We start from the raw sequence: 26,849 nt of genomic DNA, 5'->3' as shown, positions 1-26,849 counted from the left end.
GGAGTTGTTGAGAAATGGCAGTTCGCAAAATGGAGCACGTTGGGATCATGGTTCGCAATATAGAACTATCCATTCGATTCTATGAGGAAGTCATCGGCTTGAAGCTGAAAGGAACCCTTCTTCATACGAATGGTGTCATTCGCCTCGCCTTTCTCGGATGGGACGGTGCTGACGAAACGGAAGTTGAACTTGTAGAAGGTTATTCTGGAAGCTTAACGGAAGAAGGCAGGGTTCACCATATCGCCTTCACTGTTGACGATATAGGGGCTGAGTTGGCTCGAATGAAGAGCCTGCCTCAAGTTGAGCTTATTGATGAAGAACTGGTTACCTTGCCGAACGGCAGCCGCTATTTTTTCTTTAAGGGTCCGGACGGCGAGAGACTTGAGTTTTTCCAATCAACTAGATACTAGACAACTCGGGAGTGAGAGAACATGACAAGACCTTATCCATTGAAGTTTCAGCCAGAATTTAAAGAACGCGTATGGGGCGGCCGTGCTCTGACGCAATTCGGATTGGATTTGCCAGAAGGACATATCGGTGAAGGTTGGATGATCGGTGATCATCCGAACGGTACGACGAAGGTCGTAAACGGTGAACTGGCTGGACTTGGCTTGGACGAAGTACGTGAACAATACGGCAAGGAATGGTTCGGCTCCAAGGGCTTCTCTGAGAAGAACGGCCGATTCCCACTGCTTATCAAGCTGTTGGACTGCAAGGATGATCTCTCTGTTCAGGTACACCCTACTGACACGTATGAAGGTCTGCCGCAAGGCGAACTGGGCAAGACAGAGATGTGGTATGTGCTGGACGCGAAGCCAGGTGCGAAAATCATTTACGGCTTGAAGGAAGGCATTGATCGCGCAGCAATGGCAGAAGCGATCGAAGATGGCCGCATTATGGAGGTTCTCCAAGAAGTATCCGTACAGGCCGGAGATACCTTCTACATTCCAGCTGGTACTGTTCATGCATTGTGTGCAGGTGTTGTAGTCGCTGAGATCCAACAGAACTCCGATACGACTTATCGCTTGTACGACTACAATCGTCCAGGTCTCGACGGCAAGCCGCGTGAGCTGCACATTGAGGATTCCTTGAATGTCATCGCGTACGAAGGTGCGGGCGCAACTCGCATGTCTACAAATGGCGCTGTCGCTAACGAGTGGCTGGTGCTCGCGGAGTCTCCGTACTTCCGTGTAGAAAAAGGCATCGTTGAGAAGCCATGGGCACTCGCAACAACAGAAGAGAGCTTCGTCATTCTTGTTATATGCGAAGGAACAGGCACACTTACAACTGCTGACGAGCAGATCGCTTTCAAAGCAGGCGAATGCTTCCTGCTTCCTGCCAACCTTGGTGAATATACGCTTGATGGCAACTGCACTGTATTGCGCTCTGTTGCTCCTTAATGCGCGCATGATTGACTCGGCATCCGATTCCTTTCGGGAAGACCGGATGCCTTTTTATTAGCAAGCAACCTACACCTAGACTTACACGTTCGCTTGCATTTATACGAGCTCTTTTTCTTTTGAATGGAGGGACATAGATGAATACGAACAAGGAATATCTAGAAAATCAGCAACCACCGCAGTCAACAGATGAATATGATAACAAGCTTATTTCCTATCTCCGCGCGAATCAAATGGCTGCTGAACATCTGCGTCTACATACACTGTGCCATTCCGTTGAGGATGCTGCTCAAGCGGTGCAAGCCGATAAAGCTGATTTTGTTAAAAATGTCTGCATGATCGATGGTGAAGGTCACTTACTTGTAGCCATCGTCAAGGGCGAAGACCGTGCAAGCACCAGCAGAGTTGGCAAGGCACTGCTTATTCCTCCTCCACGCTTGGCGCTCGAGCAAGAAATGCTTCAGCTTGCTGGATATCCTGCCGGCGGGATTCCTTCCTTTGGCTTCACAGCCACATTTCTTATCGATCCGAAAGTTCTGGAACAGGAATTCGTATATACCGGCGGGGGCTCCCCCTATTCACTGACGCGAATCTCTGTTCAAGAAATGATGCGTGTCAATCAAGCCATTATAGCAAGAGTACGGAAATAACCGTGCCAATACACAAATAAGCGCCTAGTGTGTTCACTAAGCGCTTTCTCTCTATTCATACAAGACGTGCTTTCCGTGCTGCATTCGCGGCAGACATTCGATCGTTTACTCCCATCTTGGCATATAGGCTTGAGATATGATTGCGGATCGTTCCTTCGGACAAATAGAGAATCTGAGCAATTTCACGGTATTTCTTTCCTTGCGCCAAATAATAGAGCACCTGCTTCTCACGTTCAGTTAAGCCGAATGGATCTTCACTGCTTTCCATGCATGGCCCCATACTCCCTGCCACTTCACTTCGGGCCTCAGCGTGATCCATTTGCAATAATTGATCGGTCATCAATCGTGCGATCGGCTGCGCTAGGAGCGTTCCCCCTTGATGTACAAGACGGACGCTGGCAAGCAGCTCCTTCGGAGGCATGGACTTTAGCAGATACGCTTCCGCTCCCGCATCAATCGCTTGTACGGCATAATCTGATTCCTCAATCGTTGTCAGCAGAATGATCTTCACATCCGGCCATCGCTCCTTAATCACACGAACAGCAGCCAAGCCATCCATTCGCGGCATTCGAATATCCATGAGCACGACATCAGGATGCTCGCGCTCCATATATTCAACCGCTTCCTTCCCATCCACTGCTGCACCTATGACATAGACATCATCTTCTTGGCTAAATAAATAGCACAAACTCTCACAAAAGAGCTGCTCATCATCAGCAATGAGCAAGCGGATCGGCTGATCGCCCTCTATTGGCAACTTACGCGGAACCTTGCATACAATTTCCATGCCGTTCCCTAATGAAGTACGCACCATTAAGTGCCCACCATAAGCATGCAGGCGATCCTGCATTGATGACAGGCCATAGCCAAAGGTTAGCTTCTCATTGCCTAACCCATTGTCCCGAATCGATAAGCATACTTCTGTCTCGTCATAGACAAGGTTAACCTCGATAGATGATGCTCTACCATGACGCACTGCATTTGTAGCGGCTTCCTGCACACAACGCTCTAATACCATACGGTGTGCATAAGGAACAGAATAGTTGATGCCTTCTGTTTTGAGATTACATGCAATACCAGTTTGATTGCAAAGCGTGTCCAGCAAGTGCTTCAATACCTCATCCAAGGTTCGCTCCACTTCTTCAGAAGGAGCGATATCATGAATGTGATGTCGGATTTTTTCAAAGCTGCTCCGTGCGTGTACAATCACACTCTCAAGCCTATTCTTTGCTTGTTCAGGATCATCCTCCATCAGAACCTTAACAGATTCCAACCCCATAACAATCGATGCATGGGAATGGCCTAATGTATCATGCAATTCGCCAGCTACGCGATTGCGCTCCTCCTGAACGGTAAGCCGCTCCACTTGCTCCGCATATTGACGAATAATATTGAATTGATGCTCATTCTCTTGAAGCAGCTGCTTCATTCTTCGTTGCGAATGCAGGAACACATGAAAGCCAACACCGATCCCGAACAATATTACATGATTAACAGACGAGTCCAAAGACTGAAGCCAAGTTAATTTGCCGCTCCATAAGCCAATGAAGGGAAAAAGTCCGACGATCGAACCTCCCCACCATACATTCTTCCTTGACGTCATAAATCCAATGAGAAGTGCGGGCAGCACCATATTGTCGAGATACACAGGCATCGACAAATGCATGGAAATGTTAATGCCTCCCGACAAAATTATTTCCGAGGCAATAAATTTCGACGGGTGAATGCTGCCAGGTCTCCAGAACCACAAAGGCAGCGCAGAACACAATATAAACGGTACGATTGTACGTCCGGTATGAACCGTACTAAAGTCCGGTGATATGGCAATATAAACTGCCCCTGATACAATCCAGAGAATGTATAAGCCCATCAGAGCTGCGTCGATCCAATGCCATTGTCGTTTCTCCATTCACTTGCCTCTTTCCATGTAAGCAACATACTTCTCTAATCGCTCAGCCAGATATATTTATGGCATCTTCTACATCCAAGATAGGATATTCATATGACGGTATTTTCAGATGTTCCTCACTGGGAGCACCATCCTTATTGTAATATGATAGGCCCGTGAAAAAAAGCGAAACCGGAGGAATGCAGCATGTTTTCTAATTTACACAGCCATACAAAAGCACTGATTTACACAGCAATCGTCTTCATTCTTGCTATAGGCGTCAGTATCGTTCCGAACACCAATTCCTTACTGTATATGCTGACTCCAACTGCGGCTGCCTTAATTATGCTCCTATTAGTAACGAGGGATGGTCGATCGCGTTCCGGTTGGGCCGCGCTTGGATTACGAAAATGCGGGTTCAAATGGTGGTTCCTATGTACCACTGTTCCAGCTGTTATTGTAGCCCTAAGCTATGGATTCGCCTGGGGAGTTGGTGCCCTAGTCATTGATGTCCCCCCCACCTATGCAGGCTATGATTGGACGGCCTTCCCGATCGTTGTCGCGATACAATTTGTCAGCGCAGTAGTTACGAGCTCACTTGGTGAAGAACTTGGCTGGAGAGGTTATTTGCTTCCGCTTCTTGTAAACTGCTTGGGAGAGAGAAGTGCGTTATTCGCCACCGGCCTGATTCATGGTCTATGGCATATCCCGATTATATTGATGTCTCCCATCTACCACCAAGATCAAAATCCGTTTCTCGCATGCCTATTCATTGTGGTATCCTGCCTGTTCCTAGGCCCTGTCATCGGATATATTCGATTGCGTTCATCCAGCGTATGGTCAGCTTCTATATTCCATTCGGCACATAATGTAATGTGGAGTGTTCTGCGCGGCATTGCGGTTCCGACTTCAGGCATTGCTCTATATGTAGCAGGAGACAACAGCATCGTTGTCATTCTCTGTTATATGCTGCTTACGGTATGGGGCATGAAGCGCTTTCGCCACCAAGATGCCGATGTTCGACCCATAAACACATAAAAAACTGAACATTGATGTTCCAAGAGAGTAGTAACAAGAGAGTTCGTCTGACAGATAAGCAAAGACGCCTCCAGAACCACAGTAATTGTGGGGATGGAAGCGTCTTTTTTTTCGCATTTGCATACCCATGCGGAGCTCCGTTCTTCAACTTTGACACTTTACAAGGCCCTTCCTCTGTTTGCCGAACTATGACGTCATATCTCCTTGGTTTGGGTCAGGATTACTTGCATTAAACCAGGAAAGCGCGCTTCGAGCTCATCCTTGCGCAAACAGATGAATCGCTGTGTTCCCTCCATTCTAGTTCGAATAATACCAGCTTCACGCAGTACTTTGAAATGATGGGACATGGTAGACTTGGACAGTGATAAATCGAATCCTCCGCAGGTTTGCTCTGGAATGCTCATCAATTGCAGCACGATACTCATTCGAATCGGCTCGCTGAGCGCATAGAACACTTGCGAAAGTTCAATATGTTCGATATCGGGATGAAATAATGTTCTCATGTCATTATTGTACCGAAATGATTGACATCATTCAATAGTTCGATTACACTCGAACTATTGAACAAAGGTGCGCACCTTCATAATCAGTGAATCTTGCCTATATTCACTATCATTTGTAACCTATGAATCATCTCGTTTAAAGACGATCCCTTGTGTCTGTGTCATTGCCGCATGAGATCGCGTATTCATTACAGGAGGCCAGTTACAATGAGCAACACGATGAATCAACCACATGCCGCATCATCATCCCGTACTATTATGTCTTTATTCTTTGCCACGATGTTCATCATTGGTACAGATACCTTTATCGTATCTCCTATGCTGCCAACACTACGAGAAGTTCTGCATATCTCTGTCGTACAATCAGGATGGCTTATTTCTGCTTATGCACTCGGATACGCCCTTTTCGCCCTAATCGCCGGACCGCTATCCGACAGACTGGATCGCAAGTCTTGTCTCCTCGGAGGGATGCTGGGATTCTCTCTGTTCACAGCACTATGCGGTTCAACAACAAGCTTCTCCCTCTTATTCACCTACCGCGCCTTGGCGGGAATTAGCGCGGCAATCGCCTCGCCGCAAATATGGGCATCCATCCCTCAATTAGTAGCACCGCACAAGATCGTAAAAGCGATGGGCGCCGCAACTGCTGGCCTAGCCGTCTCGCAATGTCTCGGCGTACCTCTTGGCAGCCTGCTTGCCGCGAGCAGTTGGAGACTGCCCTTCTATGCCATCGGAGTAACTGCGCTGCTCATTACCATCATATTGGCGCTAAAGCTCCCTTCTATCCCACCAGCGACGAAACAACGAAGTTCACTGAGCTCTCTTGGACGACAATATCGCGCTCTTTTCTCGCGCCGCAGCACCACCTTTGCTTTTCTCGGGTATTTTCTATATCAGCTAGGTACTTTTTCTACCTTCTCCTATCTGGGAAATTGGCTCGCTGATGACTTTTCTCTTACTGTACAGCAAACGGGACTATTCATCCTTGGCTTTGGGATCGGCAATTTGTTCGGCAGTATTCTCGTCTCGAAGGTGGAACGTACGCTCGGCATTCGACGAACCGTTACATATTCACTCCTTGGCATGATTGCGATGTATGTGATCGTCATGACCAGCCATCTTCTTGCATTCATTAGTATCGCTTATACGCTTATCGCCTTGTGCGGCGGCATGCTGTTCCCTCTCTTAATGGGAACTCTTCAGAAGGATCAACCGAATGCACGTGGAACCGTATCCGCGCTTGCAAACAGCACAATGTATTTTGCAACGATGCTTGGATCCGTTCTGGCTGGTGTCCTCTATGCACGCGTCGCGGGGTTTGCTTCCATCGTAGTTGTTACGATGCTGTGCTATACAGCATCCCTGTTCATCTTCCGCAGCCTGCTGCACAGCCCGCCACCGATCAATAGTCAGGCGGCCATTCAGCAGAAGTAGATTCGGCCGGCCACCTATTCGGTACTAGCAGCGAGGGCTGATGTAATCTAGTATGAACTACACGGCTATCGTCCAACTATTGCATTCTTTCTCTATCATCTGGTTTCATATGAGCTATAATGTTCAATGACACGAAGACACGATAGGGAGAGATCGTTCATAATGAGTCAACGGCTATTATACATAGAAGATGACAAAGAAATAGGAACATGGACCAGCAGTTATTTGCAAGATAAAGGCTATCAGGTAATGTGGCTGCTGTCCGGTGAACATGCACTGGTGCACGCACCTGATAGCGATCTGATCATACTTGATGTGATGCTTCCAGGATTGGACGGCTTTACGGTGGGACAGCGTCTGAAACGCGAATACCCAAGTACGCCCATCTTGCTGCTGTCAGCCCGCACGTCTATTGACGACAAGCTGCAGGGGCTGCAATTCGCCGATGACTACGTAACGAAGCCTTTCCATCCGGATGAGCTTGCTGCAAGAGTGGAGGTACTGCTGCGGCGCTTCGAGAAGCAGTCCCCTGCTTCCATCGAGTTGAAGCATCTGCGCATATCCCTGCACGATAATCACATTGTGCATGCCTTGACCGGTGAAGAAATCACACTTACCGGCAAGCAGCATCATATATTTGCCTTCATGCTGCGTCATGCCAATCAGATCTTAACGAAGGAACAAATTTATGAAAGCGTCTGGGGCGAACCCTACATGGAGGGCGATAAGACACTCATGGTTCATATTCGGCATCTGCGGGAGAAAATCGAAAACGATCCTAGCCAGCCGGAAATTATTGAGACGATTCGCGGCATCGGATATCGGGTGAAGCTATGAATTCCCGTATTCCACTGCGCAAATCACTGCTGATCCGGTATTTGACGCTTGTATTTGTCGCTCTCATGATCTGGCCGATTATTTTTCCATTAACCTCTACGATTCTGTATTATGTATCTCTCTTGCAGAATGGAGGGGAACCCGTCGAGAATCGTTATGCGGTAGCGGCTAAGTTAGAAGAGCGGTGGCACCAAGAAGCTGCTCAATTCAAGCAAGCTGATCGGGCTGCGATTGATCAGAGACTGCATGAGCTGAAGAAGGAGTACCCAGAAGCCAAATTATTCTGGGTCGATAACAGCGGTACTACTCGCCTTCAGCTTCCTGTACAGCCCAGCCTGCCAGCACAATGGAATGCTGGGGACGCCATCACCTTTATGAAGAAGAGCTACGATGGAGATCCGTTCACCGTCGTAGCTTTTATCGGGCAGGATCCGAAGCAAGGATTCATGGTTATGCAAATTGCTCGAAATTTGATGGTATCAGATAGAGCGGGATATAGTACAACACACGCTCTTATCGTCATCGCCATTGTGTTTGTTCTATTTACAGTTGCCTCTTGGTGGTTCTTCTACAAGCTTCGGGGACGGCTTGTTCGATTAGGCAAGGCGATGGTTCCCGATAATGCCAATGGCTTGCCTTCGCCAATCGAAATAACGAAGTGGGATGAAATTGGACAATTGGAGCATACCTTCAACCAAATGATCAAGCAGCTTACCTCCAGCCGTCAACGAGAACAAGAGGAAGAAACGCTGCGCAAGGAACTGATCGCTAATTTGTCCCATGATCTCCGAACACCGTTAACCACGATTCGGGGACATGCCCATTCGCTCCAACGAGAGCCATTGTCCGAGCAAGGCCAACAGTCGCTGGTTCTTATCGATAAGAAGGTCAGTGATTTGGGACAGCTTGTTGATAATTTATTGGCGTACACGTTGCTGTCTGCTCACAAGTATTCGCTGAAGATGGAAGCAACGGATATGCTGCGGCTTGTCCGAACTTCTGCGGCGAGCTGGTACCCGATTTGGGAGAAAGAAGGCTTTGAGATTCATATTGAGCTCCCAGAGCAGCCCGTTACTTGGAGGGTCGATTTACAGTGGATGACGCGCATCCTCGATAATTTATTTCAAAATATTGTGCGCCATGCCGCAGAAGGGCGATATATCGGGATTGCGATTCATGCGCATGGAGAGAAGACTGCAATTGTGATTGAGGATCACGGACCCGGTATGAGCGCTGCGTCCACAAGTAAAGGCGTTGGCCTTGGGCTGACGATTGTCGAGTTGATGACCGCAGAAATGCAGCTGCAATGGCAAGTAACGAGCAGCCCAGAAGGGACAAGGATGAGCATAGCGCCTATGAAGGCAATGAGCGTATCAAACTAAAGGACAAACTAAAGGGAACTCAATGAAATTATGAAATCCAATGACAATGAATTCATTGAAATCAATATACTATAAATTCTATAAACTCAATAAATACTAGGAACCATAAGAATCAAATGAACCCAACTCGTTAACGAAGACCATTTTTAATCACTTCCACTCGAAAAACCGAACTACCGAAAGTCTAAAGTATCCGTATGAATAAGCGCCCCCCATTACGCCCATGGACGCGATCATGTTCATGGGCTTCTTCTCCCTTTTTAAACAGATCCTTTCTTAAACAGAATTTAAACAAGCAGCCGCTTTTGTTTTAACCTTCGACCTGTATCGTTAACTGACGAGGTGATATACATTGAGTGAAACAATCATTCAAACCGAAGGGTTGACGAAAACATATGGCGACCGCCGAGCAGTCGATCAGCTTCGGCTTACGATTAACCGCGGGGATATATACGGCTTCCTTGGACCGAACGGTGCAGGCAAGACAACGACGATCCGCATGCTGCTTGGACTCATTCGCCCTACGAAGGGCAACATTCAAATATTCAATAAGAACTTGCACTCCCATCGGTTAGAGATCTTACGCAAGGTCGGATCGTTGGTTGAATATCCATCGTACTATGCTCATCTGACTGGACGGGACAACCTAGAGGCCATACGCAGAATTATCGATGTGCCGAAGTCGCGAATCGATGAAGTACTTGCCGTCGTTCGACTCACGAATGATGCCAATCGCCCAGTTAAGGGGTACTCGCTTGGCATGAAGCAGCGGCTTGGCATCGCCGCAGCTATGCTGGGCAGTCCAGAGCTGCTCATCTTGGATGAGCCGACCAATGGCCTTGATCCCTCTGGGATTCTGGAAATTAGAGAGCTGATTAAGAGCCTTCCCCATCAGCACGGCATTACGGTTCTTGTATCCAGCCATCTATTGAGTGAGATTGAACAGATGGCTACGCGCGTAGGCATTATTCAGCATGGACGTATGGTCTTTCAGGATTCCATCAGCGTATTGCAGGATCAGGCGCAGCATCGTATTCGATTCGCAGTCTCGAATCCTGTCAAGGCAGCGAATCTGCTCGCTGCATCTGGATGTGCTGTAGAGCAGCAGGAAGGAAGCGTCTTGATGAACTACATGCCAGACAGTCAGGTCGCCTCCCTCGTTGATCTGCTCGTCCATAACCAACTGTCCGTGTATCGAGTAGAAGAACAGCGGCAGTCGCTGGAAGAGATCTTCCTCTCAATGACTGGAGAGGGGAACAATCGATGATCGGGAAGCTGCTGTCATCTGACTTTGTAAAAATACGCCATACATGGATATGGCTGCTCATTGTCCTAGGCCCATTCGGTGTTATCAGCCTGCAGGCACTCAATTACAGCTTGCGTTATGACTACCTCGTATCCAAGCTGAAAGATCAAGTATGGTTCGGGCTGCTTAGCGACATTAAATTATTGGCCGTTCTAGCCCTATTGTTTGGCATAACGCTCGTTACTTCTTTAATTGCAAGTATCGAGCATCGCCAAAACTCATGGAAGCAGTTGCTCGCGCTTCCTGTGTCACGGTTCAGTATTTTCACATCTAAATACATCCTGAGCTTGTTCATGATGTTCACCGCATCGCTGCTGCTTGCTATCGGATCTGTACTGCTCGGCCTTCTTCTCGGCTTCGGCACAAATATTCCTTGGTCATTGCTGCTCATGAACAGCTTCTATCCATTCTTAGCGGCTATGCCCATACTCGCACTGCAGCTATGGTTATCTACCGTTATCAGCAACCAAGCCATTCCACTTACTTGCGGAATTCTAGGCACGATCGTATCCGTGTATTCGATTAGAATGCCGGATTGGATGCCGTACAAGTGGCCGCTGCTTGTAAATGAAGCCAATATTCCAGAGTACTCCGTCATCGCAGGTATCTTGATCGGCTTCGTCGTCTTTCTGTTCAGCCTTGTTCACTTCATTAGAAGGGATGTGGATTGATGTGGCAACATGGCTGCGATTATTTCAATCTGAACGTTTAAAGTTGGGCAAGTCCCATATTGGACTGCTTACCCTGATCAGTCCTCTACTGGCCATGCTCGTCGGCCTATTCATTTCTGAGCAGCAGCCGCCCGAAATCCAGTGGCTCTATTTATGGTCGACGATGTCAATCGCGCACGCGATGTTGTTCTTACCGCTGTTGGCTGGCGTGTTCTCTGCATTTATATGCCGGTACGAGCACGCGGGAGGCGGTTGGAAACAAATGCTTTCCTTGCCTGTGTCCCGCTCCAGCCTATACTTGGCGAAATTCGCCCATGTTACACTGCTGCTGGGACTAACACAAGTACTGTTCCTGCTAAGTGCAATTGCTGTCGGCTTATTAAAAGGATATACAGCACCTATCCCTTGGACTGAACTTCTGAGAGCCTTCTCCAATGGCTGGCTGGCTACATTGCCTGTTGCCGCGCTTCAGCTGTTCGTGTCCGTATCATGGTCAAGCTTCGCGGCTCCGCTTGCTATTAACGTGATGCTGACACTGCCGAATATGCTCATCGTCAATTCGGAAAAGTACGGCCCATGGTATCCTTGGGCACAGCCTGCACTCGCGATGAACGGCGTGGAGAAATACGGGGCATTCAATGTCTCGCTCGGCACTCTTTTGTTCGTCATTGTCGGTGGATTCCTGCTCTTTCTACTTAGTGGTCTTATTTATTTCAACCGCAGAGACATGTAGCTTTATGAGGATATCCTGCTTCTTGTAAAGACGTAGAAAAAAGAGGCAGATAGACATCATTGTCTAGTCTGCCTCTTTCCATATAGGATACGATCCTGTTCATTTTGAATTTATGACATTGGCGGCTGTTGAGATGGAGGCTGCTGCGAGGACTGCTGAGAAGCCGATTGTTCATCACCTGCAGCAGATTGCACTTCCTCTTCTTCCTGCTCCTTGTTGCGCTTCTTGCCTGTTAAGAGCTTCCACAAGCCAGCAATGACAGCCACAATAACGATCCAGAACTTTTTGAACAAGCCGAGCGCCAATGCGATTAATCCAACTTTTTTGGCAACGGCAACACCCGCTCCGCCAAGGATAAGTCCAGCCAAGCCATACTCCGCCACCTTATCCGTCGATTCATTGAAATCCTCATAGCGCTTGCCTTCTTTGATTTTCAGTGTAGACAAGACCAAATCATTCATTTCCTTGCGCGATGCTTCTACTTTTTTGGGATCACAAACCAAGATCGCCGACACATAACCCTCTCGCGTCAATATACGCTCGTTATAATTGACCATTGAGGCATTGTCTTTGTCATGCAGTAATAGCGACCATACAACTCTACGTGCCGTTTCATCATATTTAGGTGCTACGTCCCAACCATCCACAAATAGATGATTTTCAGGGGTCATTTCTTTATTTGCTTCTTCTTGTCCGTCTTTGTAACTCTGCAGCAGTTCATCTGCATCGATCTCATTTTTATCGCTATCTTTGATATGTCCGGAATCGGTGTACTCAAAATACAAAAACCAGCGGCCGTCTTCTGGTATAACCGTACCGATTTCGAAGCCGGAAGGTTTGCCGCCATTTCTCGTAATCATGGCTTTCGTTTCCGTGCCATTTATGTATTCCATTCCTTTTTTCAAGGTCACTGTCGCAATGCCTTGATCAAGCTCTACCGCCTGTCCCGCCCCGACAGTGTAGTTCGCAGTTCCCTCAGCATGCGCTGGCATCGATCCCGTCATAAGAAGTGCAGCACATCCCATTATGACAGCTGTTTTTTTGAACCATTTCATCACAAACTTTTACCTCCTAGAATATCTCTCTATTTTTCTCTCGACAAACTATACCGGAAGAAGGAATGTATGAAAATAAGTACATATGCCCACATTTTAATTATACAAAGTGACAACCCGTAATTTTCATGAGACTTTTGGTATGTTTTTCATTTCCAAATCCTACCCCATCCTATTTTATTTTTGCTGATAGGACTAGACGAGAAGAGATAAAAAAAGCAATCTTAGGTCTAATACCTAAGATTGCTACTAAAGTCCTATTCAACAATAACCATCATGGATTGGTTCACCGTAAACAGCAACGGTTTTTCATCATCTGTCTGCTGATACAAGAAAATGCCGTACACTTCATCTGTTAACCCCTCATCGGTTGTCTCGAAACCATGTTCCGTATGTTGGAACATTCCGAGTGAACGGCTGCGAACAACTGCCTCAAGCGGGATCATCTCTACAACAGCGTGCTTATGCAGCTCCTTCTCCGAAAGACCTAGAGCTGCGAATTGCTCAGTCACAAGCTCAGCCTGTCCTGCCGCCCATTGCAGAACGCGCGAAGCCTCCTCTTTCTGAAGCTGTTTGTTCCACCATACTTTGCGCGGCTTATACTTCTGGTTCATGAAGTAGTCGAGCTTCATTAATCCCAATGCCACATGCGGCTTTTTGAGTCCGTGCGCAGTTAAAAAGGCATGCAGTCTTACGAACAAATCCTCTAATTGATGTCCAATCTTCTGCCAGCCATTTGCTTCCCAGAAGTCGCCGAATGCTTGGAAGAAATCAAACGGTGAGTCGAATTCGGTATGCATCAAATACTCCATCGTCCGATCCATGCGATGTGCGTTCCAGTACTTTTCCAGTACGTCTTCCAGACGCTTCAATCGCACGACATCACGGAACGGGAGCGCATCATTCGACAGCATTTCGTATGGTGCATGATCCATGAAGACATAGCCGTACTTCTCAGCATCCAGACGAAGTCCTGTACCACGCAGCATCTTCAAGAATCCGAGCTGCAACTCCTCCGGACGCAGTGCAAATACATCGTTGAATGTTTTGCGGAATGTATCGTAATCCTCAAGCGGCAGCCCTGCAATCAGATCCAAGTGCTGATCGATCTTGCCGCTGTCCTTCACCTTCATTACGGTTCGGGTCAGCTTCGTGAAGTTCTGGCGCCGCTTTACAAGCTCATTCGTTGGATCGTTCGTCGATTGGACGCCGATCTCAAAGCGGAATACGCCGGGTGGTGCATGCTCAGCCAAGTAATCAAGCACCTCTGGGCGCATAATGTCCGCCGTGATCTCAAATTGGAATACACAGCCGCGATGGTTCTCAATGAGGAACTGGAACATCTCCATTGCGTAATCGCGCTTGATGTTGAACGTCCGATCGACGAACTTAATGAGCTTCGCCCCATTATCGATCAAGTACAAGATATCTGCCTTCGTTCGTTCAATATCGAAATAGCGAACGCCAACCTCGATACTGGATAAGCAAAATTGGCAGCTGAACGGACAACCGCGGCTTGTCTCGAAGTAGACAACACGCTTGCCGAGGCTCGGAATGTCTTCCGCAAAGCGGTGGGGGGATGGAATTTCATTCAAGTCCAGCTTCGGCCGTGGCGGATTGATAACGACCTCGCCCTGCTTGTTCCGATACGCCACCCCGAATACGAAATGATACTTCCCTTCGCCTTCGATCTCCCGCAGCAAATGAAGCAGCGTCTCTTCTCCCTCACCCATAACGATGAAGTCAACATCCGACAGCCGCTCCATCCATTCCTTCGTGTCATAGGACACCTCGGGGCCGCCAAGTACGATGCGGATCTCCGGCCGCACCTTGCGCAGCATGTTGACGACCTTAATCGTCTCCTCGATGTTCCATATATAACAGGAGAATCCGATCACATCCGGCTCTCGCTGATATAGATCCGAGACGATATTCATCACCGGATCTTTAATTGTATATTCGGCAATGTCGACATCGAACTCGCCTTCGCAATGCGCCTTCAAGCAGCGTATTGCCAGCGAGGTATGAATATATTTAGCATTTAATGTTGCAAGTACGACTTTCATCTAAACCTTCCTCTCATCAGACACTACCTTAAAGTGACCGAACTGCTCGATCAGCCTCTACCATTATAACCAAAGTAAGGGAAGATCTCGACATGCATCCAAGATACCACCTTGAACAGAAAAGCAAGCTGCAGGCAGCTTGCTTTATTCTGTGTCAATGCAATCGAAAACGGATTATCGAATCATGCCGCCACTATAGCGCAGCTCGTAAACTCTACGATCTCTTTTGACCAAAGTAAATATCCCGATATACGTAGGTCCCCACTGCGGCATTCCAACTGCACGGAGCCAGGTAATATCGGTTGTACAGATGTGTTATTGTCCGCTGCAGCATACGTGCGCTGCTTTGCATCTACTAAAAAGTGCGCAAGCTCTTGATCATTACTCAACATCGTGTACCTCTTCCTCGTAATCAATCACACTATGCAATTGGTGTGCCGTTTGGAATGATCTCATCTGTATTTAGTAGAACAACATCGCCTTCTCCAGGCACACCACCTAATACGAGCACTTCAGAATCGAAGCCGGCGATACGGCGCGGCGGGAAATTCACGATAGCAACGATCTGTCTTCCTAACAACTTGTCCGGCGTATAACGAGCCGTGATTTGCGCGCTTGAGCGCTTCGTTCCGAGCGGCCCGAAATCGATTGACAGCTTAATCGCGGGCTTGCGCGCTTTCTCGAACGGCTCTGCCTCCACGATCGTTCCAACACGTATATCGAGTTTCATAAAGTCCTGAATGCTTGCTTCATCCTTGATTTGATCCAGATTAAACTCATGCATCATGATTCAACCCCTTATTCACGCAATTCATCGTGTCAATGGTAGTACCCGTTCTTCAAGCTTCCTATCTATCGTCGTGTCTCGTATCTATCCACGGATGTCCATATACGCCACTTCTGCCCAAATATTTCCGTTTCATCATTTCATTTGTTATTCGCGATTGAACCTTCGACCTTATCTGCAATCCCTAACCCTATTCCATATCGTAGCGACCCGCTTCTTCTTCCCGCTGCTGGAAAAATTCAAGGAACGGCATGCCGAACTGCTTCAGCTTCGCTTCCCCTACCCCTTTAATACGGAGCATACCCGCTTCGGTCGTCGGCTGCAACTCCGCCAATTCCCGCAGCGTGCTGTCATTAAACACAATGTAAGGCGGTACTCCAGCCTGGCTTGCCAATTCGCGTCGAATGAGACGCAGCTGCTCAAATATCGTCTCATCAATGGCAGTGCCCGCCTTCGGTTTCAACGACTTCGCAACCCGCTGTTCAACGGTTCGCTTGCCCTTCAATACATCCGCTGCCAGCGGCAGCAGCCGCACAACCGGATACTGCCCTTCGCTAAGCTGCAAGTACCCCTCCGCAATGAGCACATAGATGAGATCCGAAATTTCCTTCTCCGCCAAATGCCGCATTTCGCCATGCGTAGACAGCTTCTCGAATCCATACTGCATGACCTTCTTGTTGCGCGATCCCTTCAGTACGGAAGCAACCATAGATACGCCGAACCGCTCACGCATACGATAAATACAGGAGAAGATTTTCTGCGCTTCAATCGTGATATCGATCGATTCACGCTCGTCCTTGCAGTTGCCGCATACGCCGCATGGCTGCTCTCCATCTTCTCCAAAATAGCGAACCATATAATTTTGCAGGCAGCCGGTCGTATAGCAATAATCGATCATGACTTGCAGCTTCTTATATTCATGCGCCTTCCGTTCTGGAGCCGCCTCGCTTTGTTCGATGAAGAACTTCTGCGTCAGTATATCCTGCGGATGGAACAGCAGCACGCATTCGCTCGGCTCCCCATCGCGCCCCGCGCGTCCTGCCTCCTGCACATAGGCTTCCATATGCTTCGGCATGTTGTAATGCAGCACGTACCGTACGTTGGACTTGTCGATGCCCATGCCGAACGCGTTCGTCGCTGCAATGACACGCACATCATCATAGAGGAAGGCTTCTTGCATCTTCGCCCGCTCCTCATCTTCGAGTCCAGCATGATAGCGGCCAGCAGCTATTCCTGCACGTCTCAGCATGTCATAGATGTCCTCGACTTCCTTCCGCGTCGACGCATAAATAATGCCTGATTCGCTCGACCGCTGCCGGACATAATCAAGCGTGAACGCCTTCCGCTCCTCGCCGCGCAGCACCGTAAACGCCAAGTTATCCCGCTTGAACCCCGTTACGACAAGCTCGGGTTCCAGCAGTTCCAAGGAATGAATGAGATCCTCCGTTACTTCCGGCGTCGCGGTTGCGGTAAATGCCGCCACAATCGGACGCTCGCGGCCACTCTGCACAAGTTCCTGAATGAAAGGTGCAATTGTCCGATAGCTTGGACGAAAATCATGTCCCCATTGCGAGACGCAGTGGGCTTCGTCTACCGCTACCATCGATATCGGAATCGATTTCGCGCGTTCCCGGAACCATTCTGTCTCTAACCGCTCCGGCGCTACATAGAGCAGCTTCATGCGTCCTTCCTGCGCCTGCCACATGAGACGGCCCGCTTCCCCCATCTCAAGCGTGCTATTGATGAATCCAGCCTTGACCCCCAAGCTGTGCAGCGCATCCACCTGATCCTTCATTAATGAAATAAGCGGCGAGATCACCAGCGTTACCCCAGGCAGCAGCATCGCTGGAATCTGATAACAAATTGACTTCCCCCCGCCGGTTGGCATAATCCCCACTGTGTCCTTGCCTTCGGCAAGATGTTCAATAATTTTCCGTTGTCCATCGCGGAAGCCATCGTAGCCGTATACTCGCTGCAATGCGCTTCGCGCTTGGTCCATTGTAAACATGTGCGTAGACTCCTTTTCCCCGTTCCCTTGCGGCAACCCGTTGTTCCTGTCCTTCATTATAACATGGGCTTTTCCTGTGAGGTAATAGCTTCCACTTCACGGTTCCCTTCCTAATATGTACGCCTTTTCACCTATTCTGAATAGAATCTGCACGAACTTTCTGCTATAGTGATAGCATTCCATAGAACATGTCCTACAGCGCGCCATCAGCGCCAGCTGTGAAGCGTACTGTTCTGTATAGTGTTGTCTACTCATCAAGGAGGTCTTACGAATGCGTAAGCGAGAGAACCATAAACCGAGAAAAGGCCCGCAGAAGAATCAACCGGCGAAAGCTTACCAATCCGCCAAACCAGCCAAGCCCGTCAAACCAACCAATCCAACTAAACCAACTAAACCAACCCATCGGACACCGCCGAAGGCTCGCGAATATACAGTTCAGGAACCAGCTGAATTGCTCAGCTTCTTATTAAATACGGTAGAAAATATGGGGCGCAACTCCATCAAATCCGCACTTGCCCGCGGTCAAATTTCTGTCAACGGACAAACCGTAACAGCCTATGATCATCCGCTTCAGCCTGGACAAGCTGTAAGCTTGTCGAAGGAGAAAATCGTTGAAGCTCCTCCATTTGTAGGTTTGTCGATACTGCATGAGGATGAAGATATCATCGTCATCAACAAGGAAGCCGGTCTGTTGTCTATTGCCTCCGAGCAAGAGAAGGAATTGACTGCCTACCACCAACTGACGACGCATGTTCGCTTGCAGCATCCGAGCAACCGGATATTTGTCGTACATCGTCTCGATCGGGATACGTCCGGCGTCATGATGTTCGCTAAGAAGGAAGACATCAAGCAGCAGCTGCAAAATAATTGGAAAGAAATCGTGCAGGAACGTTCCTATGTTGCGCTAGTTGAAGGTAAGGTTCGCCAGCCTCAAGGTACAATTTCCTCCTGGCTGAAGGAAATGAAAACATTAAAAATGTATTCAAGCCCGTATCAAAACGACGGCCAGCACGCGGTTACGCACTACAAAACACTGGAAGCGAACAGCGCTTACTCCCTGCTGGAGGTTCATCTCGAAACGGGGCGCAAAAATCAGATTCGCGTTCACATGGAGGATCTCGGTCATCCGATCGTAGGCGACAAGAAGTACGGCGCCAAATCAAGAGGATTGGGACGACTTGGTCTGCATGCGCGCATCCTGGCATTCACTCATCCAACTTCAGGCAAGCCAATGCGATTCGATACAGGCATTCCGAAGCCATTTACCCGCTTATTGCAGCAGGACGGATCTGCTCCTAACAGAAAAGATCGCCGCTAATTTTCTCAAATTAGATTACGAAACGATATCGCAAACGAACAACACAAATAGCCGTTCTCCTTACAATTAAGGGAGCGGCTATTTTCTTTCCTATAATTGTTGGGCCTCTTCTCTTCTGTTGACCTGATTTACAATCGCTTGTTCATCTTGTAATTCACCAAGTCAACCCCTCTGCGCTGCACCGTCTGAGCTTGAAGGATGCAGAACCCGTGCCGCTCGAAGAAGGGAACGGCCGTAATACTTGCATCTGTTCTCATTTCGGATAGCCCCAGCCTCCTCGCTTCCTGCTCCAGCTTGGATAACAAAGCCGTTGCAACACCTTGCTTCTGAACATCCTTATGAACATAGAGCCGATCCAAATACCCGCCAGCATCCATATCGCTAAATCCGACCAATTCTCCGTCCCGAATCGCTACATACGTCATGTGTTGGCTTAACGACGCTGTCCAGCGAACCAGCTTCTCTTCCTGTTCATCGGCCGGCGCCCAGGCTTGTAATTGTGCAGCAGTATAATCTTGTGCATTCACGGTGTGTACCGTCTCGAAAAATAAGTCGACAATCTGCGCGATATCCTCTATTTCAAATGATCGTATATGCATAATATTCCTGACTCCTTCCGTTACAAGTCTACCAAAAATAAACGCACCCATTCGTTCATCTATTCTATTATAAAATCATTTTTTTATTTCTCGTGAACCTCCTCACCACTTCAAGCCATCTAATGGGTACATCAACCAAAACCAATCGATTCAGGAGGATTTAATATGAAATCTTATAAACTCATGCTCGCTGCTATCACTGCAAGCTTGCTCACCACAAGCCTTCCAGCTAACTTCACGCTTCATACCTCATATGCGGCGGAACAACAAACAAACGAAGCTGCAAAAAAAGCTGCTACCGAAGCAACGGCATTGGACAACCTTGATCCCGCAATGATCGAAAAAGCAAAGAAGGCCCTGCAGGAGCTAGCTCCTAAAAGAACGATGGAACTAGCTGCTATGCACAGTGGTGCCGAGGCAGGCTATGAATATCTCGGAGAGGATCGATTGTTAATCGAAGACAAAGACAATCGGGCGCGCGTCATGATCGGCAAGGCAAAGGGCGATATTTTAGCATGCGAAATCAACTTCACATGGCAAGAGCTCGATACTTCGCTTCAGTCCGTTATCCAAAAAGCAATGAAAAGCTTGGATGCACAACAGAAATTCAAGATTACGCAAATTACTCGTGTCAAAGCCGATAAAGACATGAACCATTGGACATTCAACGGCAGCAATATTTCAGGCATGGTTGATGCAGTCACAGGCAAAGCAACATACGTGTCAACAGATTACGCCTTGGCGAAAATCGATTCAAAGTGGAGCGCGTTAGCCAAGAAAACAATTCAATCCCTGTCAGCAGACAAAAACAAGCAGCTTCGCAATTTCGTCCAAGTATACATAGGCATGGAAGCAGAAAACCAAAAAACAGCCTCTTTCTCCGATGAAAGCGGCCGTTATCTGGTCAAAGTCAATGCTGCTACAGGCAAGCTGACGTCCTTTGTCAACTATAAGGATTTTATCCATTATGCCTCAGAAGAAGCGCGCAAGAAGGCATTCGCCAAGCCTTTTTATACGAGTGACAAAGCCATTGCTGCGGCTGCTCCAATGGTCAAGCAATATTTCGGCCTAGACTTGAAAGGCTACCAGGTTCACGTCAAGCAAGAGCAGTATACATTCACGAAACAAGGAAAGCCGAGCGTCTATGGTAAGATCAATGGAAAAGGAAAGTTCTGGAGCATGTCCCTTACTGCTCCAACAGCATCCTGAACAAATGAATTAAGCATAGGGATTGCGTCTCGGCCTCTATCGCACACCATGATACGGGTCTTGGCGCCCACTATAAATAAAGGAGATCACCACTGTGCAGCAGCCAGAACAACTCGCAGCACGAGCTTGCAAGGGGGACAAGGAAGCATTTGGCACACTTATTCGCGCCTATGAAGCCCCCCTATACAGAGTGGCCAAGTCAATTGTACATTCCGATGAAGATTGTGCAGATGCCATACAAGAAGCCGTGCTTAAAGCATATCGATCCATCCATTCACTGCGCGAGCCGAAATATTTCAAAACCTGGCTCGTTCGCATCCTTGTGAATGAATGCCGAACATTGCTGCGAAAGAAAAAACAAACCGTACCCTTCATTGAACTTCAGCATTCGAAAGCTGAAGCTAGCGAATACGAACATATCGAAACACTGGAAATCGTCAACGCACTGGAAGAAGACCTGCGAATCGTTGTAACACTATTCTATATTGAGGATTTGCCGCTCAAGGAGGTAGCCGATATGCTGGATCAGCCTGTTGGCACCGTGAAGTCTCGCCTGTTCCGCGCCAGAAACAAGCTGGCGGACATGCTTCATATCTCACGTGAGAATGGAAAGGAGCTAATGATTTAATGGATTCGAATATCGACGAACAAATCCGCACGCACCTAACCGGCGATCTCAGCTCCGAAATCCCTGAGCTCGTGAAATCGCGATTAGAGCAAACACTGCAATTGCTGGAGACGGAACCCATGCCGATGCAACATCGGACTCATTCCCGCCATCGGAAATCTTGGTTCGTTGCGGCCGCAGTCGTGCTCGCAATCGGGGGAACATTAGCTTCCGGATTCATTTCACCCGCTATGGCTGAAACGCTCAGAAAGGTGCCGTTCATCGGACAAATCTTTGAGGCACTCGGCGATAACGCCTTGCAGAATGCGAATCGGAAAGGATTGTCCCTTCCCGTTAATCTGAGTGCAACGGATCAAGGCATTACGCTGACCATTACCGAGGTGTTGTATGACGGCGTAGAAATTAAGGTTGGCATACAGGAAAGCTCGACGAGCAAGCTTCCTATTATTTTGGATCGATCGGACAGATATGAAATTGTGAAGAGCCAGACTCAGGAGGATCCAGCACATGCGCTGGATATTTGGTACCATGCTCAGACAAATGTGCGCTCGGAAACCTCCACGCAAAACATCGGAATTTTATCGTTCGAATCGATGCACGGCACGGAACCGAATCGAGACGCCAAAATATCGAAAGAATTCCCGCTGCCGATCACGATTAAGAAGGTCGGAGATGTGGAAGGAAACTGGAAGTTCCAAATTCCCGTCAAATGGAATGCGTCCCTGACGAAAAAAATTCCTATTAATAAGACCAACAAGGCGCCTGACGGCATTGGCTCCATCACGCTTCAGTCCGTCGTTACTTCGCCGCTAGGAACCGAGATTCGCTTCACGACCGCAGAAGCCTACCCATCGACTTCTTCTAGCTGGAGCGGATTCAACAGCGACTATATGGTTGTGGATGAGAACGGATATATTATTTCGTCTGCAGGCGGTCAAGGCGGGCCAGGCAATCAAATGCAAACGAATATTGTAGAGATGAAACATACGAAAAAGTATGATCCAATACCCGAGCGCTCCAAGACGCTCATATTCAAGCCCTATAAATCCGGAAGACGGTATGGCGATGCAGCGATCACGCTGAATCCAAATGCGCTTCCACTGACGCTGCAGCAGGGAGAGGTTGGCTCCGTTACGGTGAACAGCATGGCATTCGAAGAGGACAGAGTCGTTATTCATTATGATGTGAACGGCAACGACCCTGTAGGCCAGAACCTTGCCAAGGATTTCATTCAAGACGGAAAACGGGGATTTAGCGACAATTCCAAGCTGCTGCGTGTGAACAACGGCGTATATTCGTACGTTGGCGAATATCCGTTTCAGAAAGAAATGCCCATTAAGCTCTATTCAAGCAAGCTGCGCAAAGCGACCTTTTATAAGGAGCTTGAATTCCAAGTCCCAATACGGTAAAAATATAGAGAAGTAAGTTTCGACAACTCCTACTGTTCATTTCAGCAAGAATCGTTCATAATGAGGATGAGATGGAGTCAACATCTTACCGATCTATTTGCCGCACGGGGGTGATACGATGACTGAGCACATGGAGAACCAGGGTAATGCTGAAGCAACGGAGAGCAAGAAAGTAAGCTTGGCGGATGCCGCGAAGCGCATGCTGCAGCAGAAGAAACAAGCCCAAGGGAAATCGCAAGGCGTGCACAAGCATCAGGAATCTGGCCAACCAACAATGAAGAGCCAGAATACGAAGAAGATTAACAATCAACGCAAGCGTATGGGTGTGTAAGCCTATAGAGGGGGGAATCTCAGAATTCATGTTCTGAGGTTCAGCCCCTTTTTCATGCTACAGCCTACAGACTATTGCGCCAGAAACTTTGCTGCAACCACACCAATAATGGTATATTGAGAACATACTGAGGAATGACTTCAGATTTTGAATTCAAGGAACAGAGGTGGCTACCCATGGTAAATTTCGAGCAACAATTAGAAAAGTATGCTGAACTTATCGTAAAGGTCGGCGTCAACGTACAAAAGGATCAGGATGTATTCGTTAACAGTTCTATCGAAGTCGCTCCGCTTGCCCGCCTCGTTGCCCGCAAGGCATATGAAGCAGGTGCACGCAACGTACATATCGATTGGTCGGATGAGGCTACAACTCGCTTGAAATTCGAGAATGCATCAGACGACGTGTTCACTCAATTCCCGGAATGGGAAGCATTGAAGCGCAATACCTTCGTGGATAAAGGTGCTGCATTCATCTCTATCGTCTCCTCCAGCCCAGACTTGCTGAAGGGTGTGGATCCACAGCGGATCGGCAATAACCAAAAGGCATCTGGACAAGCACTGGAGCACTTCCGCCGCTGCGTACAAGCGAACAAAGTTAGCTGGACAGTTGTTGCAGCTTCTTCCCGCGATTGGGCAGCCAAAGTATTCCCTGGCGTAGCTGTAGAAGAAGCAGTTGAGAAGCTGTGGGAAGCGATCTTCCAATCCATCCGCCTGAATTCCGACAACCCGGTTCAAGCTTGGACGGAACATAACGAAACATTGCATAAGAAAGTTGAAGTATTGAACAGCAAGCACTTCCACAAGCTGCACTACACAGCTCCTGGAACGGACTTGACGATCGAATTGCCTGAGAAGCATCTGTGGGTAGGCGCAGGCAGCGTCAACGAGAAAGACGTGCCATTCATGGCGAATATGCCAACAGAAGAAGTATTCACGGTGCCTCATAAGCTGGGCGTAAACGGCTATGTATCAAGCACGAAGCCGCTTAGCTATGGCGGCAACCTGATTGACAACTTCAAGATCACGTTCGAAAATGGCCGCATCGTGAAGGTAGAAGCTGAACAAGGCCAAGAGATCCTGCAGCAGCTCGTCGACACAGACGAAGGCTCGCACTTCTTGGGTGAAGTGGCGCTTGTGCCGCATCAATCCCCAATCTCGGAATCGAACATCTTGTTCTACAACACATTGTTCGATGAGAATGCATCCAACCACTTGGCTATCGGAAGCGGCTATGCATTCAACGTAGAAGGCGGAACGAAGATGTCTCAGGAAGAGCTGGAAGAGAGCGGCGTAAACCGCAGTATTACGCACGTGGACTTCATGGTCGGCTCTGCGGATATGGACATTGACGGCATTCAAAAGGATGGCACAACAGAGCCAATCTTCCGCAAGGGCAACTGGGCAATCTAAATGTCTGCTTAGGCAGCCGTGCAACGATACGTGAAGCAAAAATGTATATCCAATATACACAGAGCAGTAGAAGCATCCCGCTTCTACCGCTCTTTTTTATCGCAATAACGTATTGCTCTCCCCGCTCTACTGCTCCATAATGGGAGAATAAGACAGAAGCAAGAGCGGAAGCGCGCAAGCCCCCTCCTCTCTCGCTCTGAATCTATTTCAGAATCCGAGGTGTCCTCCTCCATGCGCATATGGCACGATTTCAAGCTATTCCTGCGAATAAAAGGCGCACTGCATCTCGTCCTTACCTTGTTCCTGTACGGCATTGGCATGGGTATTCTAGCCCCCATGAACGCGATTTATTTGCGGGAATCATTAGGGCTTGGCAAGGTAGAGATTGCGTCTATTTTTGCAATTTCCCTACTTCTGAACATGGTGCTTACGATTGGTGTCGGCATTATTAGCGACTCCATGAAACGCAAGAAGACGATTCCACTGCTCGCGTCCGTTGTCTGTATGATCGGCCTAGTCATCTATATGAATGCAGACAGCTATGCACAGGCGCTGATCGGGATGGCTCTCGCCACTGCTCCTTCCGGCATGATTATGGGACAGCTGTTCGCGATGGCTCGGAATCATGTCACACGGCTTGCTCCCGATATTGTAGAGATGGCGCAAATCTGGATGCGCGCCACGTACAGCGTCGGATTCTTTACCGGGCTGCTCGTCGGAGCCAACCTGTACTTGCTGGCGACCTTCCACGGTGTACTGTGGGGCAATCTTGCAGGATACGCCTCCTTGTTCCTGCTGCTCTTGTTCTATAAGGAGATTACGCTCGATTCGTCAATTGCATCCGCCAAAGCAGGCGAGCCCTTCTCCCTCATCATGCTCTTTGCCATTCTGCTCCTATCGTGTGCGGATGCCATACGCGGCTTGTATTTGCCGCTTGTGGTGAACGAGCAATTCGGCGATCCGCGATTGATGTCCTTCATATGGAGCATACAAGCCGTATTCGAGCTCCTGTTCATGACCATGGCAGGCTATTGGGCAGCCAAGTATGGCAGCAAACCCATTATCATGCTCGGGGGCTTATTCGCTCTCATCACCTATATTGCTTACAGCACGAGCGATTCCTTGACGGTGTTTTTCCTCATGCAGCCTTTATACTCTTTCTTCGTTTCGGTTCTGTACGGCGTAGCAATGGGCTACGTACAGCGCATGTTTATACATAAAGCAGGCTTTGGCGCAAGTTTGTACGTATTCATTTCGCAAACAGCCTCCTTAATCGGCTATTTCCTGCCGCTCTTCATAGATGGTGTCACGCAGCAAATCTTCTGGATTCCGGCTGCGCTTATCGTTGCTTCCATGGGATTGATGACAAGAGCGCTATACGTGGGGAGGCAGCAACAGCTGTCTGCTTAAGCGGAAGGAAATTGAAGAAACTCGGCATCAATGATAAATACTATTTTCCATCACTATATAAATAAAAACCGGAAATAAAAATGAATATTGGTAAGAGAAGATACGATAAGAGATTAACGGAATGAATTGTAATTAGATTATCTAACTATATGAATAAAAAATTATCTTCCTGCTCCTAGTCGCTTTTCCATGTTTGTATTAAGCTTAACGAGCACTTTTTTTAACAACGCCTGCTCCTCTTTATCTAGTTCTTCAACAAGAGATGCACAAGTAGACCAAAATGTAGGCAGCACTTCCTTCACAAACCTACTCCCTTCGGAGCTGATACGAACGTGGGTCATGCGCCCGTCCTTGGCTTAGGGTTCCCGAATGATCCAATTTCTTTTTTCCAACCAGTTCAATAATGCCGTAACGGAGGATCGGCGAATCCCTAATCGATCGGCAAGGGATGAAGGCGTGACGAGATCCTGCCCTTCATGCAGTGATAATAGTAATAACAGATCCAGCTTGCTTTCGGTAATGTCGAAAGCGGATAATTGAATATCCATCAGATCCAAGGTATTATCTCCGAGCCAAAGCATAATAAGTCCTAAAGACGCTGATTCCCGATCCGTATCGGGAGAAGCTGTACGATCCATTAATTCTAAATAAGGCGAAGTTCCAAGCCTGGGCAACTGTTGTTCTGTCGGATACTCCTTGGCGGGCTTTCTGTTCGGCAACACAAAAAGACTGCCTACCGGCAGTCTTTCGTATTTGCATCATCACTTATATATGCATA

General features: G+C 48.2%; 25 protein-coding genes and 1 pseudogene. 17 read left to right on the top strand and 9 right to left on the bottom strand.

Annotated elements, in window-relative coordinates:
* Nucleotides 1–14: 14 nt before the first annotated feature.
* The 3 genes from BBG47_RS02410 (at nucleotide 15) to BBG47_RS02400 (ending at nucleotide 2,050) form a co-directional block, all read left to right on the top strand.
* The gene (locus BBG47_RS02410) at nucleotides 15–410 is read left to right on the top strand and encodes a VOC family protein (RefSeq protein WP_065290375.1); all 396 of its coding nucleotides are present in this window, start codon (nucleotides 15–17) and stop codon (nucleotides 408–410) included.
* A 21-nt stretch (nucleotides 411–431) separates the two neighbouring features.
* Nucleotides 432–1,400, top strand: a complete 969-nt coding sequence (locus BBG47_RS02405; RefSeq protein WP_065290374.1) for a type I phosphomannose isomerase catalytic subunit — start codon at nucleotides 432–434, stop codon at nucleotides 1,398–1,400.
* 137 nt (nucleotides 1,401–1,537) lie between these two features.
* Nucleotides 1,538–2,050, top strand: coding sequence for an aminoacyl-tRNA deacylase (locus BBG47_RS02400; protein WP_083189042.1), 513 nt, complete (start codon nucleotides 1,538–1,540; stop codon nucleotides 2,048–2,050).
* Between the two features lie 55 nt (nucleotides 2,051–2,105).
* Here BBG47_RS02400 and BBG47_RS02395 read toward each other — a convergent pair whose 3' ends face one another.
* Complete coding sequence (locus BBG47_RS02395; protein ID WP_065290373.1) at nucleotides 2,106–3,959, bottom strand: helix-turn-helix transcriptional regulator; 1,854 nt, start codon at nucleotides 3,957–3,959, stop codon at nucleotides 2,106–2,108.
* A gap of 186 nt (nucleotides 3,960–4,145) precedes the next feature.
* Between BBG47_RS02395 and BBG47_RS02390 the strand changes: the two genes are divergently transcribed.
* Nucleotides 4,146–4,976 carry a type II CAAX endopeptidase family protein gene (locus BBG47_RS02390; RefSeq protein ID WP_065290372.1) on the top strand — a complete coding sequence of 277 codons (831 nt, stop codon included), beginning with the start codon at nucleotides 4,146–4,148 and terminating at the stop codon, nucleotides 4,974–4,976.
* 194 nt (nucleotides 4,977–5,170) lie between these two features.
* On the opposite strand, the gene BBG47_RS02385 is transcribed toward BBG47_RS02390, so the two are convergent.
* Complete coding sequence (locus tag BBG47_RS02385; protein WP_065290371.1) at nucleotides 5,171–5,479, bottom strand: ArsR/SmtB family transcription factor; 309 nt, start codon at nucleotides 5,477–5,479, stop codon at nucleotides 5,171–5,173.
* A 207-nt stretch (nucleotides 5,480–5,686) separates the two neighbouring features.
* Here BBG47_RS02385 and BBG47_RS02380 point away from each other — a divergent pair, with 207 nt between their 5' ends.
* From BBG47_RS02380 to BBG47_RS02355, 6 genes are all read left to right on the top strand, one after another.
* Nucleotides 5,687–6,913, top strand: coding sequence for an MFS transporter (locus BBG47_RS02380; protein WP_065290370.1), 1,227 nt, complete (start codon nucleotides 5,687–5,689; stop codon nucleotides 6,911–6,913).
* A 162-nt stretch (nucleotides 6,914–7,075) separates the two neighbouring features.
* Nucleotides 7,076–7,750, top strand: a complete 675-nt coding sequence (locus BBG47_RS02375; protein WP_065290369.1) for a response regulator transcription factor — start codon at nucleotides 7,076–7,078, stop codon at nucleotides 7,748–7,750.
* Nucleotides 7,747–9,132 carry a sensor histidine kinase gene (locus BBG47_RS02370; RefSeq protein ID WP_065290368.1) on the top strand — a complete coding sequence of 462 codons (1,386 nt, stop codon included), beginning with the start codon at nucleotides 7,747–7,749 and terminating at the stop codon, nucleotides 9,130–9,132. Before BBG47_RS02375 ends, BBG47_RS02370 begins: the two co-directional genes overlap by 4 nt.
* Before the next feature lie 352 nt (nucleotides 9,133–9,484).
* Nucleotides 9,485–10,399: an ABC transporter ATP-binding protein gene (locus BBG47_RS02365; RefSeq protein ID WP_065290367.1), complete on the top strand. Its 915-nt coding sequence runs from the start codon at nucleotides 9,485–9,487 to the stop codon at nucleotides 10,397–10,399.
* Nucleotides 10,396–11,109, top strand: coding sequence for an ABC transporter permease (locus BBG47_RS02360; RefSeq protein ID WP_065290366.1), 714 nt, complete (start codon nucleotides 10,396–10,398; stop codon nucleotides 11,107–11,109). The genes BBG47_RS02365 and BBG47_RS02360 overlap by 4 nt, the downstream gene beginning before the upstream one ends.
* A 1-nt stretch (nucleotide 11,110) precedes the next feature.
* On the top strand, nucleotides 11,111–11,842 hold the full coding sequence (locus BBG47_RS02355; protein ID WP_065290432.1) for an ABC transporter permease: 732 nt from the start codon (nucleotides 11,111–11,113) through the stop codon (nucleotides 11,840–11,842).
* A 110-nt stretch (nucleotides 11,843–11,952) separates the two neighbouring features.
* Here the strand turns inward: BBG47_RS02355 and BBG47_RS02350 are convergent, their stop codons facing one another.
* From BBG47_RS02350 to recQ, 5 genes are all read right to left on the bottom strand, one after another.
* On the bottom strand, nucleotides 11,953–12,897 hold the full coding sequence (locus tag BBG47_RS02350) for a DUF2167 domain-containing protein (RefSeq protein WP_065290431.1): 945 nt from the start codon (nucleotides 12,895–12,897) through the stop codon (nucleotides 11,953–11,955).
* A 257-nt stretch (nucleotides 12,898–13,154) separates the two neighbouring features.
* A complete protein-coding gene (locus BBG47_RS02345; RefSeq protein WP_065290365.1) occupies nucleotides 13,155–14,963 on the bottom strand; it encodes a B12-binding domain-containing radical SAM protein in 1,809 nt (602 codons plus the stop codon).
* A gap of 182 nt (nucleotides 14,964–15,145) precedes the next feature.
* Nucleotides 15,146–15,355: a hypothetical protein gene (locus BBG47_RS02340; protein ID WP_065290364.1), complete on the bottom strand. Its 210-nt coding sequence runs from the start codon at nucleotides 15,353–15,355 to the stop codon at nucleotides 15,146–15,148.
* A gap of 29 nt (nucleotides 15,356–15,384) precedes the next feature.
* On the bottom strand, nucleotides 15,385–15,747 hold the full coding sequence (gene csaA, locus BBG47_RS02335) for a chaperone CsaA (RefSeq protein ID WP_065290430.1): 363 nt from the start codon (nucleotides 15,745–15,747) through the stop codon (nucleotides 15,385–15,387).
* A 193-nt stretch (nucleotides 15,748–15,940) separates the two neighbouring features.
* A complete protein-coding gene (gene recQ / locus BBG47_RS02330; RefSeq protein ID WP_065290363.1) occupies nucleotides 15,941–17,758 on the bottom strand; it encodes a DNA helicase RecQ in 1,818 nt (605 codons plus the stop codon).
* Between the two features lie 271 nt (nucleotides 17,759–18,029).
* On the opposite strand from recQ, the gene BBG47_RS02325 reads away from it, so the two are divergent.
* Entirely contained in the window at nucleotides 18,030–19,076 is a 1,047-nt protein-coding gene (locus tag BBG47_RS02325; protein ID WP_065290362.1) for an RluA family pseudouridine synthase, read from the top strand.
* Between the two features lie 128 nt (nucleotides 19,077–19,204).
* On the opposite strand, the gene BBG47_RS02320 is transcribed toward BBG47_RS02325, so the two are convergent.
* Complete coding sequence (locus BBG47_RS02320) at nucleotides 19,205–19,675, bottom strand: GNAT family N-acetyltransferase (RefSeq protein ID WP_065290361.1); 471 nt, start codon at nucleotides 19,673–19,675, stop codon at nucleotides 19,205–19,207.
* A gap of 165 nt (nucleotides 19,676–19,840) precedes the next feature.
* On the opposite strand from BBG47_RS02320, the gene BBG47_RS02315 reads away from it, so the two are divergent.
* From BBG47_RS02315 to BBG47_RS02290, 6 genes are all read left to right on the top strand, one after another.
* Nucleotides 19,841–20,884: a hypothetical protein gene (locus BBG47_RS02315; protein ID WP_083189041.1), complete on the top strand. Its 1,044-nt coding sequence runs from the start codon at nucleotides 19,841–19,843 to the stop codon at nucleotides 20,882–20,884.
* A gap of 94 nt (nucleotides 20,885–20,978) precedes the next feature.
* Complete coding sequence (locus tag BBG47_RS02310; RefSeq protein ID WP_065290360.1) at nucleotides 20,979–21,512, top strand: RNA polymerase sigma factor; 534 nt, start codon at nucleotides 20,979–20,981, stop codon at nucleotides 21,510–21,512.
* On the top strand, nucleotides 21,512–22,921 hold the full coding sequence (locus tag BBG47_RS02305; protein WP_065290359.1) for a DUF4179 domain-containing protein: 1,410 nt from the start codon (nucleotides 21,512–21,514) through the stop codon (nucleotides 22,919–22,921). The genes BBG47_RS02310 and BBG47_RS02305 overlap by 1 nt, the downstream gene beginning before the upstream one ends.
* Nucleotides 22,922–23,039: 118 nt before the next feature.
* Nucleotides 23,040–23,252 (top strand): hypothetical protein, encoded by a 213-nt coding sequence (locus BBG47_RS02300; RefSeq protein WP_021254431.1) that lies wholly within the window; start codon nucleotides 23,040–23,042, stop codon nucleotides 23,250–23,252.
* 176 nt (nucleotides 23,253–23,428) lie between these two features.
* Nucleotides 23,429–24,661 carry an aminopeptidase gene (locus BBG47_RS02295; RefSeq protein ID WP_065290358.1) on the top strand — a complete coding sequence of 411 codons (1,233 nt, stop codon included), beginning with the start codon at nucleotides 23,429–23,431 and terminating at the stop codon, nucleotides 24,659–24,661.
* Nucleotides 24,662–24,892: 231 nt separating this feature from the next.
* Entirely contained in the window at nucleotides 24,893–26,071 is a 1,179-nt protein-coding gene (locus tag BBG47_RS02290; protein WP_065290357.1) for an MFS transporter, read from the top strand.
* 161 nt (nucleotides 26,072–26,232) lie between these two features.
* Here the strand turns inward: BBG47_RS02290 and BBG47_RS02285 are convergent.
* A pseudogene (locus BBG47_RS02285) lies at nucleotides 26,233–26,790 on the bottom strand (MarR family winged helix-turn-helix transcriptional regulator).
* Between the last annotated feature and the right edge of the window lie 59 nt (nucleotides 26,791–26,849).

This window comes from Paenibacillus sp. KS1 (assembly GCF_001680695.1).
Classification (GTDB): Bacteria; Bacillota; Bacilli; order Paenibacillales; family Paenibacillaceae; genus Paenibacillus_B; species Paenibacillus_B suaedae.
Note: the sequence above shows the minus strand (reverse complement) of the source record. Positions and strands in the feature narration are given on the sequence as shown.

Excerpts from the sequence above, each read along its gene's own strand:
- BBG47_RS02410 (WP_065290375.1), top strand. The coding sequence starts at position 15 with ATGGCAGTTCGCAAAATGGAGCACGTTGGGATCATGGTTCGCAATATA.
- BBG47_RS02405 (WP_065290374.1), top strand. The coding sequence starts at position 432 with ATGACAAGACCTTATCCATTGAAGTTTCAGCCAGAATTTAAAGAACGC.
- BBG47_RS02400 (WP_083189042.1), top strand. The coding sequence starts at position 1,538 with ATGAATACGAACAAGGAATATCTAGAAAATCAGCAACCACCGCAGTCA.
- BBG47_RS02395 (WP_065290373.1), bottom strand. The coding sequence starts at position 3,959 with ATGGAGAAACGACAATGGCATTGGATCGACGCAGCTCTGATGGGCTTA.
- BBG47_RS02390 (WP_065290372.1), top strand. The coding sequence starts at position 4,146 with ATGTTTTCTAATTTACACAGCCATACAAAAGCACTGATTTACACAGCA.
- BBG47_RS02385 (WP_065290371.1), bottom strand. The coding sequence starts at position 5,479 with ATGAGAACATTATTTCATCCCGATATCGAACATATTGAACTTTCGCAA.
- BBG47_RS02380 (WP_065290370.1), top strand. The coding sequence starts at position 5,687 with ATGAGCAACACGATGAATCAACCACATGCCGCATCATCATCCCGTACT.
- BBG47_RS02375 (WP_065290369.1), top strand. The coding sequence starts at position 7,076 with ATGAGTCAACGGCTATTATACATAGAAGATGACAAAGAAATAGGAACA.
- BBG47_RS02370 (WP_065290368.1), top strand. The coding sequence starts at position 7,747 with ATGAATTCCCGTATTCCACTGCGCAAATCACTGCTGATCCGGTATTTG.
- BBG47_RS02360 (WP_065290366.1), top strand. The coding sequence starts at position 10,396 with ATGATCGGGAAGCTGCTGTCATCTGACTTTGTAAAAATACGCCATACA.
- BBG47_RS02350 (WP_065290431.1), bottom strand. The coding sequence starts at position 12,897 with ATGAAATGGTTCAAAAAAACAGCTGTCATAATGGGATGTGCTGCACTT.
- BBG47_RS02345 (WP_065290365.1), bottom strand. The coding sequence starts at position 14,963 with ATGAAAGTCGTACTTGCAACATTAAATGCTAAATATATTCATACCTCG.
- BBG47_RS02340 (WP_065290364.1), bottom strand. The coding sequence starts at position 15,355 with ATGTTGAGTAATGATCAAGAGCTTGCGCACTTTTTAGTAGATGCAAAG.
- csaA (WP_065290430.1), bottom strand. The coding sequence starts at position 15,747 with ATGCATGAGTTTAATCTGGATCAAATCAAGGATGAAGCAAGCATTCAG.
- recQ (WP_065290363.1), bottom strand. The coding sequence starts at position 17,758 with ATGTTTACAATGGACCAAGCGCGAAGCGCATTGCAGCGAGTATACGGC.
- BBG47_RS02325 (WP_065290362.1), top strand. The coding sequence starts at position 18,030 with ATGCGTAAGCGAGAGAACCATAAACCGAGAAAAGGCCCGCAGAAGAAT.
- BBG47_RS02320 (WP_065290361.1), bottom strand. The coding sequence starts at position 19,675 with ATGCATATACGATCATTTGAAATAGAGGATATCGCGCAGATTGTCGAC.
- BBG47_RS02315 (WP_083189041.1), top strand. The coding sequence starts at position 19,841 with ATGAAATCTTATAAACTCATGCTCGCTGCTATCACTGCAAGCTTGCTC.
- BBG47_RS02305 (WP_065290359.1), top strand. The coding sequence starts at position 21,512 with ATGGATTCGAATATCGACGAACAAATCCGCACGCACCTAACCGGCGAT.
- BBG47_RS02300 (WP_021254431.1), top strand. The coding sequence starts at position 23,040 with ATGACTGAGCACATGGAGAACCAGGGTAATGCTGAAGCAACGGAGAGC.
- BBG47_RS02295 (WP_065290358.1), top strand. The coding sequence starts at position 23,429 with ATGGTAAATTTCGAGCAACAATTAGAAAAGTATGCTGAACTTATCGTA.
- BBG47_RS02290 (WP_065290357.1), top strand. The coding sequence starts at position 24,893 with ATGCGCATATGGCACGATTTCAAGCTATTCCTGCGAATAAAAGGCGCA.